4 protein-coding genes are annotated in these 14558 nt (G+C 45.6%); all 4 read right to left on the bottom strand.

Going from position 1 to position 14558, the window contains the following annotated elements:
* Positions 1-4064 (bottom strand): DUF4347 domain-containing protein (locus QUA34_RS02790; protein WP_333383944.1); only part of this gene is annotated, 4064 nt, incomplete at its 3' end.
* Positions 4065-4568: 504 nt separating this feature from the next.
* Positions 4569-11876, bottom strand: a complete 7308-nt coding sequence (locus QUA34_RS02785) for a DUF4347 domain-containing protein (RefSeq protein ID WP_333383941.1) — start codon at positions 11874-11876, stop codon at positions 4569-4571.
* Between the two features lie 410 nt (positions 11877-12286).
* On the bottom strand, positions 12287-13165 hold the full coding sequence (locus tag QUA34_RS02780) for an inositol monophosphatase family protein (protein WP_333383938.1): 879 nt from the start codon (positions 13163-13165) through the stop codon (positions 12287-12289).
* Positions 13166-13262: 97 nt separating this feature from the next.
* Positions 13263-14387 (bottom strand): cupin-like domain-containing protein, encoded by a 1125-nt coding sequence (locus tag QUA34_RS02775; protein ID WP_333383935.1) that lies wholly within the window; start codon positions 14385-14387, stop codon positions 13263-13265.
* Positions 14388-14558: the final 171 nt, after the last annotated feature.

Raw genomic sequence — 14558 nt, 5'->3', positions numbered from 1 at the left:
TCTTCTACAGTGCCACCACCGCCTGGTTCTTCTACAGTGCCACCACCGCCTGGTTCTTCTACAGTGCCACCACCGCCTGGTTCTTCTACAGTGCCACCACCGCCCGGTTCTGGCGCTAAATCGTTATCAGCGATCGCCACTGTCACGCCCGGAATCGCGATCGCACTATACTTACTATCAGCACTCTGGGCCGTATGAGAAATACTGGCTGTATGATTTCCTTCAACAACCGCATCGTCTTTCGCCGTTACAGTCACTGGTTTCGCCACATTCCAGTTAGTAGAGTCAAAAGTAACATCAGCGATCGCATTAATTTGATTGCCATTGCCGAAACTAATCGTCACTGGCGCACTCGGCACAGAAGTTAGTTGAACGCTGTAACTGCCATTGGCACCACCTTCGGTAGCAGTTGTACTCGTTGGTGAAATAGTCACACCTGCGGCATCGTTGTCAGCAATCGTGGCAGTCACAGGAGAAAGCGTCAGGTTGTTATACTTGGTATCGGTGCTGGCAGAAGTGTGAGCGATCATACCCGTGTGCGTGCCTTCGGCTTTGCTGTCGTCGGTAGCGGTGACAGTGACAGTTTTGGCAACATTCCAGTTAGTGCTGTCAAAGGTCATTGTCCCGATCGCATTTATTTCACTTCCGGCATTAAAGTTAATGGTAACAGGGGCGATCGGCTCCGACCTTAACTTAAGCTCATAACTGCCATTCGCACCGCCTTCTGTAGCAGTTGTTTGCGTGGGAGAAATGCTGACACCTGCTGTCTCGTTGTCGGTAATAGCTACATTTACATCCTGAATAGCCGTGCCGGTATACTTAGTGTCGGTACTGATAACAGTGTGAGCGATCGTGCCGCTGTGCGTGCCTTCGGCTTTGCTGTCGTCGGTAGCAGTGACAGTGACAGTTTTGGCAACATCCCAATTCGTGCTGTCAAAGATAACAGGCGCGATCGTATTTATTTCACTTCCGGCATTAAAGTTAATGGTAACAGGGGCGATCGGCTGAGACGTTAACTCGATCGCATAACTGCCCGCCGCGCCGCCTTCAGTAGCAGTTGTTGCCGTGGGAGTAATAGAAATACCAGCGGTATCATTGTCCTTATTGGTAATGCTAATATCCGCTACATCTTTGTTGCTGTAATTCGCATCTGTACTAACAGTAGCCGCCGTGACTATTTTGTAGTCAATATCGCCGTCAACAATGCTATCGTTAACCCCTGTTACTGTCACTGGCTGCGGTGTATTCCAGTTAGCAGGAGTGAAAGTTAAACTATTAGTCGAAACTGTTCCTTCGGCAATATTGTCACTGATCAAACCGATAGTCACATCAGCAGTCGGCTGAGTATTTAGAACCACAGTAAAGTTAGCCTTGGTGCCATCTTCACCAGTAGTTAATCCCGCCGTCGGATTCACCGTAATTCCCGGAGTTTCATTGTCACTGTTGGTGACGGCGACATCATCAGGATCGAGGTTTTTGTAATTAACATCGGTACTCACAGCAACAGCCGTGACTATTTTGTAAGCTTGAGGGCCATCAGCTACCAAATCGTCAACACCACTCACCGTTATTGTTTGTTCACCGTAGTTAGCGGGAGTAAAAGTTAAGCTATTAGGAGAAACTGTTCCCTCTGCTGGATTGGAACTACTCAAATCGATGGTAACGTCAGCAGTTGGTGCAGCGTTTAATTTGACAGTAAACTCTGCCTTTCCCCCAGCTTCGGTTGTTGATATTGCTTTTGGACTGACAGTGATGCCGGCAGTATCATCATTAGTAATAGTTGTGGTAGCGGTAGCCGTCGCAATAGTCGGTGCGCCACCCGGTGAAACTGAATTTGATAAAGTAATGGCAACAGTTTCATCCGGTTCTATATTGCCATCTCCCAACACATCCAAAGTAATAGTCTTGGATGTTTCTCCCGCAGCAAAACTGATTTTGCCAGTAGCAGCAGTTGCGCCAGAAGTGCCGCCGATATTGTTGTAATCAGTGTCGTTTGTCGCAGTTCCAGTAATGGCATAATCTACGGTACTCCAAAGTTCCGTGCTACCGCTGCGAGTAATAGTAAATGTCGCAGGAGTTTTGCCAGTATTGCCTTCGGTAATGGTAGGATTGTCGGCGACAATTGAGTAAGAACTATTCCTGTCCAATATAGCCACTTTCACTTGACTCGTACCGCCGGGAACACCGCCTGTAATCGCACCAAAATTGAGAACTAACTGTTCGTTACTGTCAACGATATTGTCAGCTTTAATAGTGACACCAATATTTTGGGTGAGAGTAGTAGTGCCTGCTGAGAAAGTAAGGGATGTGGTTGAAAGAGTGTAGTCTGCACCTTGAGTAGCAGTGCTGCTGGTATCGATGACAATGGGTACATTTAAATCACTTAAGGGAGTGCCACCGCTGATAGTAACCGGGACATCAATTATTGTGTCGGTTGTGCCTTCATTGACGTTGTAAGTGTTGCCTATTTTGGGAGGAACGAAGGATACTGTAGTGGGTGTATTCAGCAGCACCGAAATGTTACCTGAACCGTTGTTCGCTACTGCCAAATCGGGGAGAGTGTCAGCATTAAAGTTGCCTGAAATAAGGGAAATTGGACTTGTCCCTGCAGCAAAGTTAATGGGTGAACTAAAACCGCCATTGCCGTTGCCTACTAAAATTGCAGCGCCGCTGGTTCCTGTAACTGCTAAGTCAAGTCTGCCATCTCCGCTAAAGTCTTTCACCACAATGCCGTTAAGCCCTGCCCCTGCGTTAACAGTAGTGGCCGGGCCAAAGCCACCAGTGCCATTTCCCAATAGAATTGACACACTGTTAGAACCGCCGTTAGCTGTGGCTAAGTCGAGGAAATTGTCTCCGTTAAAGTCCCCAGTGGCGATCGAATTTGGAGTTGGTACAGCCCCAACATTAGGAGCTGCACTAAATCCACCCGTACCATTTCCTAACAGAATTGAGACATTATTAGAGAAGCTGTTGCCAACCGCTAAGTCGGGGAAACTGTCAGCGTTAAAGTTGCCTACAACAATGGAACCAGGAATGGCACCAACATTGAAATTAGTGGCAGCCCCAAAGCTGCCAGCACCATTTCCCAACAAAATTGAGACGCTACCAGAAGCACCTTGAGGGTTAGCGTTTACCACTGCTAAATCGAGGAAAGTGTCGGCGTTAAAGTTCGCGACAGCTATTGAAAGGGGAGTATTACCCACATTGAAATCATTACCTACATAGAAGCCACCAGTACCATTTGCTAACAGAATTGAGATATTACTACTATTTACTACTGCTAAGTCGGGGAAATTATCATTGTTAAACAGTCCCGATGTGACGTAACCCGGACTTGAACCTACGGCAAAATTGGTAGCTGTGCCAAAACCCCCTGTGCCATTCCCTAACAAAATTGAAACGTTGTCGTCATTCTGGTTGCTTATTACCAAGTCGGGGAAAGTATCAGCGTTGAAATCTCCTACATTAATACGTCCGGGACCTGACCCTGCGCCAAAATTTGTAGCTGCACCAAAACTATTCAAAACATACTCGTAAGCTGCTAATACTTTGGCTTCAAATACTAGCGGCGTTTCTATTTCCCCAGTTCTGACTTCCAGTTCCCAGTCCCCACCCTTTGCTACACTTCCCGTGAGGTTTTGGGAAGCCGCAACCGACGCCCCGGTTAACTCACTCAAGCGTTTGACAAATGCTTTACCTGTCTTGCCTGCTGCTACACAGCACCCGTACAGCAGGATATTAGGTCGAGTGTCGCCGATTGAGTAGGTTCGTTGCGAAAACCACTGCTGTAGAGAATCCCGATCGCACTCTATATCATCTAAACTAAAGCGAACGTCGCCGAGTTGCAAGCTACCCGGAGCACCGTGAGAAACAATGTGAATGCTGTCAATATTGGTACGAAGAGCTAAAATTTGAGTAATTTGGTCGATCGCATCCCGGTTCCCATCCAAAACGACTACTTCCGTACCCGGTTTTACCCCAGCGACTAAACTTTGATAATTTTCTACTTGAGTGTCGATAAAGGCGATCGCATTTGGTGAAACTTGATTATTTAAATTTGGCATACTGCACCTACTAATAGCTAAAAAAAAGACAATGATTCCCCTGTTTCGCGAATTACATCGGAAACACTTTCTCAAGGTTGTAGTAACAATAACTGTTTTTTGAGAAAATCTATATAAAGTTTTCTTTATAAACCCCTATTTAATTAAAGTTTTGATAAAGTTGGGGAATTTTATTAAAAAATATTGCGGATGAGCGATATCGAGGTGGAGAATATGACACAAAAACCGTTCAATAGCAAGTGTGATTAGACTGAAATATTAAGAGCGGGATTTTTGATACAGATGTGCGATGGGATTCCGCCGTTAGTTTCAACCCCTGGCGGATTTTCGGGCAAGGGTGGGGGCGGGTTTACGAGATAATTGGTTTTAGGCAATTATTTTTGGTAAAACCCGCCCCTAAAACTTATTTCCTACCATCTTTAGGGGCGATTCCCTACGGGATAGCTTCGCTTCACGTACTTACTTTAAAGTCCGATAGAATAAGTGCTTGAACCCACATCTTTCTTAAAGCAATCCGAAATTAACCGCACTAATATTGCTAGCAGAAACACTACTGAGAGAAGCTAAAATCTCCCCTGTTTGGGCAAACCGAATTAAAGTTGAACCGCTATCTTCGGCAATTGCCAATTGCGAGAAACTCAACCCGTTACCCAATACTAACAAGTCTTGACCGACTTCAAAGTCATCAATTGTATCAATACCAGAATTGGTAGAGAGTAAGAATTTATCATTGCCTACATCCCCTACTAAGGTATCCTGGCCCAAATCGCCGCTGAGGAAATCGTTACCCTGACCTCCTAGCAGAATATCATTGCCTTGACCGCCGTAGAGAGTATCGTCGGCTTTTTCACCAATTAGGATATCTTCACCTCGATTGCCAGAAAGGAAGTCACTGCTGACACCACCAGTCAAAGTATCAAAACCTTTTCCGCCATAAAGCGTATCGTCCCCAATTCCACCATCTGTTAAGTCGTTCCCCTGATTGCCATTCATCCAATCATTCCCATCAAGGCTAAACAACAGGTCATTCCCTTTTTTACCGCGCAATATATCATCGCTAGCGCTGCCCATGAGGGTATCATCGCCATCGGTGCTTTCGGTAGTATTTTCCCCATCTTTAACGAATTCAATACCGCTTTCTGGGAATGGTTCATCGGGTGTAGATGGTGTGCTAGACTCATCAGTATCTAAGGTATTGCGGACTGTGGGATTGTTAGCTGTTGCCGACTGAATTTTGGTATTTAGAGATGCACCAGTATTTTCGGAAATCGCCGACTGAATCGTTTTATTTCCGGCTGCGACTTGCAGTAAATCTTGGGCTACTTCTCCTTGTGCGACTTTTTGTATGCGGGCGATTTCTGTCGCGGCATCTGAGGGCGAGGAATTGCTGGAGGCGATCGCACCAATTCGCTGATTTCCCTCGGCAATAATAGAGGCAACATCCGAAGCAATACTAGATACTTGCGGTACTTGCAGTTGGCTTGTCGCCGACTCAATAATGGCCTGCAATTGCGTTGAATTGCTTAAATCGACAGTGCCAGATTTAATTTGATTGGCAACGGCGGAAATTACGCGATCGGCAATCTCATTTTTCGCGGTATTTGAAGCACCGCTAATTAAATCAGTTATCAAAACAATGGTGTTTTGTAGCTGAGCGTGTGCTGCATAAACCGCCAAACCGTTCGGGTCGTTTTGAGTAATTGCCTGTAGCGGATCGTAGCTAGTCAAGTCAATTCCTGACGACACTCCCAGTGCAGATTTTACTTGAATTTGCGCCTGATTAGGGTCAGTACCTTGCTCGATTAACTCGGTCAATAGGGTAGTTAACGGAGTGACGACAGTAGCATCTGGTGTGGCAAATAGGGGCGTTTGCTGTGGCAAATAAGTAGAGGTATTGATGCCATCTATCAGTACAATTTTGCCTTCATCCGGTTCAAGGTCGCCGCTATTATTTTTGTCGAATTGGTCAAGAGAGACATCTAAGTCAAAGCTGCCCTCTGCGTTAGTAATTGAAAACGGTTCGTTTTCATCTTGGATTCCATTAAAGTTGGCATCGAAGAAGACTGTCGCCCCGGCCATGTAACCGTTAATTGCTTTGCCCCTAGTGCTAGAACTCGGCCCTAAACTAAACTTAGCTAACTCAAATGTGGCAAAGCTCTTATCGTAGACTTTTTTGTAATCTAATCCGCAGGGATAAGGTAGGTTGAATTCAGGGGTGATGGTTTTGCGACCGAACGGCGTCCAAACTTTTACTGCTGGAATAGTTTTCTTACAGATTTTCACTGAAATTGACTTAACTTCAGCACCCAAAAAAGCATTGACTTTTCCTGTTACATCAAACAGTTGCGAGGGTTTGCTGATGCGGGAAGTAATTTCCGATGTTCGGATTTTGCCGTCACCGCCTTTTTTGGGCTGAAATTCTCCAATATCTATCAAATCGATGCCGACTTTTCCTTGAATTCCACCTTTGACATAACCGGAGACAATTTTCGCGTCTATCCCAGCACCCACCGCAATACTAGCGTCAAGTGTGAGTTCGTCAACATCTCGTCCTGTGCCGTCAGCATTTTCGCGATCGCTTACATAGAATCCATCCAAAACTTTGCCAGCAGAACCCGCAGCAAAATTCGAGTTTTTCCACTGGTTTAATCCGTAGGTGTCGTACCCAAATCCTAGATGAGCTGAAGCACTAAACTTGCCTTCAAGTAAACCATTGATGGGCCCCCATATCGGAAAATCTTTCCGAATATTAAAGTTAAATCCCAGTTTGGGCATCTGATAGGTGAATACCGGAACATCCGGTTTACCTATCAGCAATTGAATCGCGGTTTGCGGTTTGGTCAAGAGTGGCACATCAAAGCCATCAATGTCTTGTAAAGCATTTAAAAATTCCTTGACCTTGCCATTTGTTTTGGAGTTAATTTGTTGCTTAGCGGTTTGCTGTACAGCAGTTTTTGCCACTGGGGAAGCATTCTGAAGATTAGCACTTTGAGCGGTAACATCTATATTCCCCAGAGTGTAGGAACCCAAGTCGATTTTATCGGGAGAGTTTGCTATTTGGTTTGCCAAATTAACAACTTTATCAACCTTGGCAACCGCATCTAAAAAGCGAGTATCGATATCGCGACCAGAGATTTTTGCTGCCAGTTCTAGTACGCTAACTTTGCCATCCTTATTTTTATCAAACGGCCCCGCTATCCCTAGTTTAGACAGTAACTTGGTGTCGGCATTCAGCAAGTTGATAACTGGTCGAAATGGTTTAATGACATCGGAAATTTTACCAATCACTGGTTTGGCAAAGTTGTTTACAAATGTCCCCAAATCTAGTTGCATATTGTTAAATGCAACTGCGGGCTTTTGCGGCCCGGTTAATTGACCGTTAGCGTAATTTAGGATCGGCCAATTAACTGCTAAGTCGAAGTTATAGGAGGGGAAGGCAGCATTGCCGTTGATGCTGGTCTTTGCGGTGAGACCGAGATTGGCATTGCTCTTTAAGTTGGCATTGAATAAGTCTTTGAACTGATAGTTACCTTGCAGTTCTGGCAGGGTGAGGCGAGAGCCATCATTGGGCCCACCAAGATTGTCTAAGTCCTTCAGCTTGACTTCGAGGTTGGCATCGACTTTAGTCGGTTTTTTGGGATCGTTGGCGAGGTCTACTTGGAAAAAGCCTAAGTTGCCTTTTGCCTTGAATTGGTCATTTAGGCCGAAGTCAATGTTGGCGGTTAACTTGGTTTTGTCAGTATCTATGTAACAGCCGAAATCTTTACTAACACCAACTCCTAGGGACAAGTTGTAGTTGTATTTTGATTTGGCTTTCCCATCTACATCTAAGCTTAATGCCGGTACTCCTAAGTTTTTAGAGAGATTGATGTCGGGAAACTGATATTGTTTGCCAAGGGTAATTAGCAACGTGTTTTCATCAGGTGTCGAATTCCCAGTTAGAGCGACTGTGAAATCTGGCCCAAGTGCTGTGCGGATGCTACTTTCTAACTGACTGATACTTTGATTTGCCCCATTTTTAACTGCATCGACTAGCTTAGTCTTGAAGTTGCTAATAAAATCTGGGGAAATGTTCTTCAGTGGGCCGACAATGGGTAGGTTAACTGCCTGTAATTGGTTGTCAAGAATTTTCTGAAGTTTATCCAATCCAGCTTCTACGCCGCACCAATTCTTCTGTGTGTCGATCGTACCAGCAGTTGGCGGTGGTGTCGGTGTCGGCGTCGGAGTGCCAGTTGTCGGCGTTGGCGTCGGAGTGACTGGTGTCGGTGTCGGTGTCGGAGTGACGGGTGTCGGTGTCGGAGTGACGGGTGTCGGTGTCGGAGTGACGGGTGTCGGTGTCGGTGTCGGAGTGACGGGTGTCGGTGTCGGAGTGACGGGTGTCGGCGTTGGTGTCGGAGTGACGGGTGTCGGTGTCGGAGTGACGGGTGTCGGTGTCGGAGTGACGGGTGTCGGTGTCGGAGTGACGGGTGTCGGCGTTGGCGGTGCTACATCGTTATCAGTAATCGCCACTGTCACGCCCGGAATCGGGATCGCACTATACTTACTATCAGCACTAGCAGCCGTATGAGAAATACTGCCTGTGTGCGGCCCTTCCACAACCGCATCGTCTGTAGCCGTGACTGTGACTGGTTGCGCCACATTCCAGTTAGTCGTGTCGAAGGTAATCGGTGCGATCGCATTTATTTGATCGCCATTGGCAAAACTAATCGTCACAGGGGCGATCGGCTGCGACATTAATTTGATGCCATAACTGCCATTCGCACCGCCTTCTGTAGCAGTTGTTTCCGTAGGAGTAATAGAAACACCAGCCGTATCATTGTCCTTATTGGTAATGCTAACATCCGCTACATCTCGGTTGCTGTAATTGGCATCGGTACTAACAGCAGCCCCCGTAACAATTTTGTAGTCAATATCGCCCTCAGCAATGCTATCCTCAACCCCTGTTACTGTCACCGGCTGCGGTGTATTCCAGTTAGCCGGAGTGAAAGTTAAACTATTAGTCGAAACTGTTCCCTTGGCAACATTATCCGTGTTCAAACCGATAGTCACATCAGCAGTTGGCTGAGTATTCAGAACCACAGTAAAGTTAGCCTTAGTGCCATCTTCACCCGTAGTTAATCCCGCCGTCGGATTCACCGTAATTCCCGGAGTTTCATTGTCACTGTTGATGACGGTGATATCATCAGGATCGACGTTATTGTAATTAGGATCGGTGCTGACAGCAGCAGCCGTGACAATTTTGTAAGGTAGAGGGCCATCAGCTACTAAATCGTCAACACCACTCACTGTTATTGGTTGCGGTTGATCGTAGTTAGCAGAAGTGAAAGTTAATCTATTAGTTGAAACAGTTCCTTCTGCAACATTGTCACTGCTCAAATCGATCGCAACATCAGCAGTGGGTTGAGAGTTGAGTTTGACAGTGAAGGTACCAGTGCCACCGACTTCACTTGTAGTTAATGCTGTTGGGTTAATAGTAAAGCCAGCTTTGTCATCATTAGTAATAGTTGTGGTAGCGGTAGCAGTGGTAATTGTCGGTGTTACGCCTGGGCCTGTGGGACTTGAAATGGTGACGGCTATGGTTTCGTCGGGTTCAACTAGGGTGTCGCCTAATACATCGAGAGTAATGCTTTTGGATGTTTCATCGGCGGCAAAATTAATTGTGCCAGTAGCAGCAGTTGCCCCTGAAGTGCCGCCAATATTGTTGTAATCGCTGACGTTTGTAGCTGTTCCTCCTATTGCATAATTGACGCTACTTGCCCCGCCTGTGTTGCCGCTGCGAGTCGCAGTGAAAGTCAGAGGTTTTGTGCCGCTATTACCTTCAGAAATGCTTGCAATATCGGCGGCTACAGCGTAAGAAACACTACCGTTAGCAGCAATAGTTAATGTTGTTTGTTTTGTTGTACCTGCAATGCCTCCGGTGATTGGGCCAAAGTTGAGGATTGCGGTTTCGGCGTTTTCAGGGAGATTGTCGGGTTTTATCGTGACTGCAATATTCTGGGTGAGTGCGGCACCTGTTGCACCTGCGGGGAAAGTAACAGTAGTAGGCGAAAAGGTGTAGTCTGAATTTTGGATGGCTGTGCTGCTGGGGTCGATGACAATTGGTACTGTTAAAGCAGCGTCAGGAGTGCCGCTGATAGTAACGGGAATATTGACTACTGTATCTGCGGTTCCTTCTATTGCACTGTAAGTTGCAGCCCCAAAATTTACCGCCGGGGATGTATTCAGCAGAATTGAGGTGTTTTGACCGCCAAAGTTCGCCGTAGCTAAATCAGATAAGCCATCTTTGTTAAAATCGCCGACAACAATACCTTGGGGATTGGTTCCCACAATAAAATTAGTGGCAGTCCCAAAGCTGCCATTGCCACTTCCAAACAAGACGGAGACATCGTTCGATGTATTGTTGGCTGTGGCTAAATCGACTTTTCCATCTGCATTGAAGTCACCACTAGCAATAGCAAGGGGTTGTGTTCCAACGCTAAAGTTGGTAGCTCCACTAAAGCTTCCAGTGCCATCTCCTAACAGTATTGATACGTTATTTGAGGTTTCATTGCTGGTTGCTAAGTCAGGATTGTTGTCCCCGTTAAAGTCTCCTACAGCAATGTATTTAGGGCTATTTCCAACGGTAAAGTTAGTGGCAGCGCCGAAAGTGCCATTAGCATTCTGCAACAGGATTGATACGCTGTTATTATAACCAACGTTCGCTGTCGCTAAGTCAGACTTGCCATCTTTGTTAAAGTCGCCGACAAGCACAAAATAGGGATTTGAATAATAATCTGACCCCAAGCTCAAATTAGTGACTGCGCCAAAACTACCATTACCATTACCCGGCAAGATGGAGACGTTGTTAGAGGTTTGATTGACTGTAGCTAAATCTAAATTGCCATCCCCGTTGAAGTCTCCCACAGCGACGCTAGCGGGACCTAACACCCCACCAAAGTAGGTGGCTGCACCAAAAGTGCCATCGCCATTTCCTAACAGGAGAGAAACGTCGTTAGTAGAAGAATTGGCCGTAACCAAGTCAGAATTACCGTCTTTGTTAAAGTCGCCTACAGCGACAGACCAGGTAGTGAGAGCGCTTGGCGGACTCGTGTTAAGATTAGTGGCAGCGCCAAATTGGCCCGTGCCATCTCCCAATGCGATCGAGACGTTGCGATTCTCTCCAGTGGTGGCAAAGGCTAGGTCAAGATTGCCGTCTTTGTTAAAGTCCGCAGTGGCAACTTTACGGAGACTGTAGGTTATGGGAAAATTAGTCGCAGCACCAAAAGTAGACAGAACATACTCGTAACCCGCTAATACTTCGGCTTCAAATACCAGCGGCGTTTCTATTTCCCCGGTTCTGACTTCCAGTTCCCAGTCCCCGCCCTTTGCTACACTTCCGGTGAGGTTTTGGGAAGCGGCAACTCTTGCCCCCGTTAACTCACTCAAGCGTTTGACAAATGCTTTACCTGTCTCGCCTGCTGCTACGGAACACCCGTATAGGAGGATATTAGGTCGATTTTTGCTCCTTGAGTCGGTTTGTGGCGAAAACCATTGCTGTAGATCCTGCCGATCGCACTCTATATCATCTAAACTAAAGCGAACGTCGCCGAGTTGCAAGCTACCCGGAGCACCGTGAGAAACGATGTGAATGCTGTCAATATTGGTACGAAGAGCTAAAATTTGAGTAATTTGGTCGATCGCATCCCGATTCCCATCCAAAACGATTACTTCCGTACCCGGTTTTACCCCGGCAATCAAACTTTGATAATCTTCAACTTGAGTGTCGATAAAGGCGATCGCACTTGATGAAACTTGATTATTTAAATTTGGCATAATACACCTACTAATAGCTAAAAAAAGACAAAGATTACCCTGTTTCGCTACTTGCGTCCGAAACACTTTCTGAAGGTTGTAGTAACAATAACTGTTTTTTGAGAAAATCTATATAAAGTTTTCTTTATAAACCCCTATTTAATTAAAGTTTTGATAAAGTTGGGGAATTTTATTAAGTAATATTGCGGATGAGCGATCGCGAGGTTGCGGACCTAACACAAAAAGCATTCAATCGCAAGTGTAATGAGACTTAAAGATTAAGAGCGGGATTTTTGATACATATGTGCGATCGGAGCGGCTTTACTGTATTATGGGTTTTAGGCCATTATTGTTGGTAAAACCCGCCGCTACGAGTTATCCGTGACAATCTTTAGGGGCGATTCCCTACGGGATAGCTTCGCTTCACGTACTTACTTCAAGCCCCCATCTATCCCCGCTAAAATTTGCTCAGCCTCCCCGCATAAAGCAGCGTGACAGTAACCGTTACTCGCCAACAATCCCCCCCACTGACTCACATCTCCCCGGTTATATTGCAAAGTAGAACCGTCAAAACGAGTAAATTGGCCGCCCGCTTCCGTCAAAATTAATTCCGGTGCCGCTAAATCCCAATCTTTCGGCGCAGACTTTCCCGAAAGCGCAATATAAACATCAGCCTTTTGTTCGACAATTGTCGCAATTTTACAGCCGATACTGCCGACAGCTATTTGATTTTGACAAGGCAGTTTTTGTAACAATTGATTAAAGCGATCGCCCCGGTGACTGCGACTGGTTACTATAGATAAATCTGCCACTATATTTCGCGCCGAAACCTGCAATTTTACCGCAGAACCGTTCCGACTTTCCATAAAAGCGCCCGCCTCGCGGATTGCGTAATAAATCTTTTGCTGTTGGGGCCAAGCCACAACTGCTAATACCGGTCTTCCCTCGAACGCTAAAGCAATGTGAACTGCAAATTCACCTGTCCTGTCAATAAAATCTCGCGTTCCGTCCAACGGGTCAATAATCCAAACCCAACTTTGAGGTAAGGGAACTTGACCGTTTTTTTCTAAATAAGATTTGTAAGTTTCTTCGGTGAGATACCCAAATTCTGCATTCCCTAAAGCCGACTGCAATTCGTCGAGAATGTAAGAATTGACAGCGACATCGGCGGCGGTGACGGGGCCATCTTTTTTTTCTTGGATGTCGAGGTTAGGAGTGTTGGAATCCTGCCGATAATAGGATTGTAGGATATCTGATGCACTCCAGGCGATCGATCGGGCAATTTCGCTGATTTCTTCGAGAGTTTTCATGAATTTCTTGTTTATGAACCGCAGATGAACGCCGATTAACGCAGATTTTTGTAGGGCGGTGTCCCCGTGCCCGCCCCTGGAAACCATACATTAGCAATTACCAATTAATATGAGGATATTTCCATTCATAATAATTAGGAAACACAAAATTAGTAAACGAAACCGAAATACTAACCTCCAATGATTTTACATGATGCCACCAACCGACAGGAATAAAGATAGCTTCTCCCGGTTCCAAAATTACTTCAATAATTTTCGCATCTCTGTAAAGCGGGTATTTGTCATAATCGGGATTTTCGCCGTCCACTTTGCTGAAAACACCGACGTGATTATAAAGCAGAGGTGTTTGTTGCGGAGAAATCAATTTAATTAGTTTGCGACCCGACACTTGAGCTAAAATTAAATTAACTGGGTCATGGTGGAGTGGTGTAATCGTGCCTTTCGGGCCGAACCAAAAGAAAACTCTGCCTTTTGTATCCGTTGGATTTAGGTATTCTGGAAAAATTTCAATGTCGTTGAATAGGGGTTTAAATTCCTCTCTTTCCAGAGTTTGGTTGTTAGCAACCATGTAGTAGTCGTTGCTAGGCCCGCCCTTGACCACCATCTCTACATATTTGCGGAACAAAACAATTTTTTTGTGGTTTTCTATCTTAATTTCGTAATTCGGGTCAGAGTTCCGGTTGGCTTGAATTTGTACCTCTGCATCGCCATATTTTTCTTGCAAATACTCCGGCGTCCACAACTGCAATGCTTTCCAGTTGTGCATGATATTGGTAATAATTACTGGAGTATTTTTGGCGTAGTAATTTTCAAGAAAATACTCTCTGGAAAGGCTGCTTTTACGTTCGATTGTGCCAAATTTGGAAGACAATGCGGCTAATTGATTGCTAATCCTAAGATGCGATTCTAATTTCTGCAATAACTGGACGTACTGACTACCTGCTTGAAAATAGGGATGAGATGATATTTCCCTAACTTCTGCGGTGGCTGTTTCTGCATCTATGCCGGTATTTATTAGTGCTTGAATAATTTCTGCGTCGGGTTGATTTAATAATTTGTTAGCCGCCACCCACTGTTTCATATTGTCGGGGATTTCTTGTTTGCTTGGGGTGAGTAGATTGGGCAAGTTTTGTGTCAGCCATTCTAGGTTAACTTGCTGTTGTTCTGTTAGGGTAATCCGCAAAGGGGGAAGGGTGATAGTTAGAGGTTGGGTGTCAGGCATGATTCGGGTATGTTGTTTTGGGAGTGTTTTGTGTGACTTTAACTTGTCTTACTAATATAGCAATTTGGTTAAGGAACCGCGAAGGCGCAAAGGGCGCGAAGGAAGAGAAGAGAGAAGTTCACAAATTTTGTCGAGGTTGCTGTCAGGATTTTAACTTAACAGGTGTTGCTA

This window comes from Microcoleus sp. POL10_C6 (assembly GCF_036701585.1).
In the GTDB taxonomy this organism is placed as follows: domain Bacteria; phylum Cyanobacteriota; class Cyanobacteriia; order Cyanobacteriales; family Microcoleaceae; genus Microcoleus.
This window is presented reverse-complemented; position numbering and strand designations above follow the sequence as displayed.

Coding starts and splice junctions, on each gene's coding strand:
- QUA34_RS02775 (WP_333383935.1), bottom strand. CDS start 14,387: ATGCCTGACACCCAACCTCTAACTATCACCCTTCCCCCTTTGCGGATT.
- QUA34_RS02785 (WP_333383941.1), bottom strand. CDS start 11,876: ATGCCAAATTTAAATAATCAAGTTTCATCAAGTGCGATCGCCTTTATC.
- QUA34_RS02780 (WP_333383938.1), bottom strand. CDS start 13,165: ATGAAAACTCTCGAAGAAATCAGCGAAATTGCCCGATCGATCGCCTGG.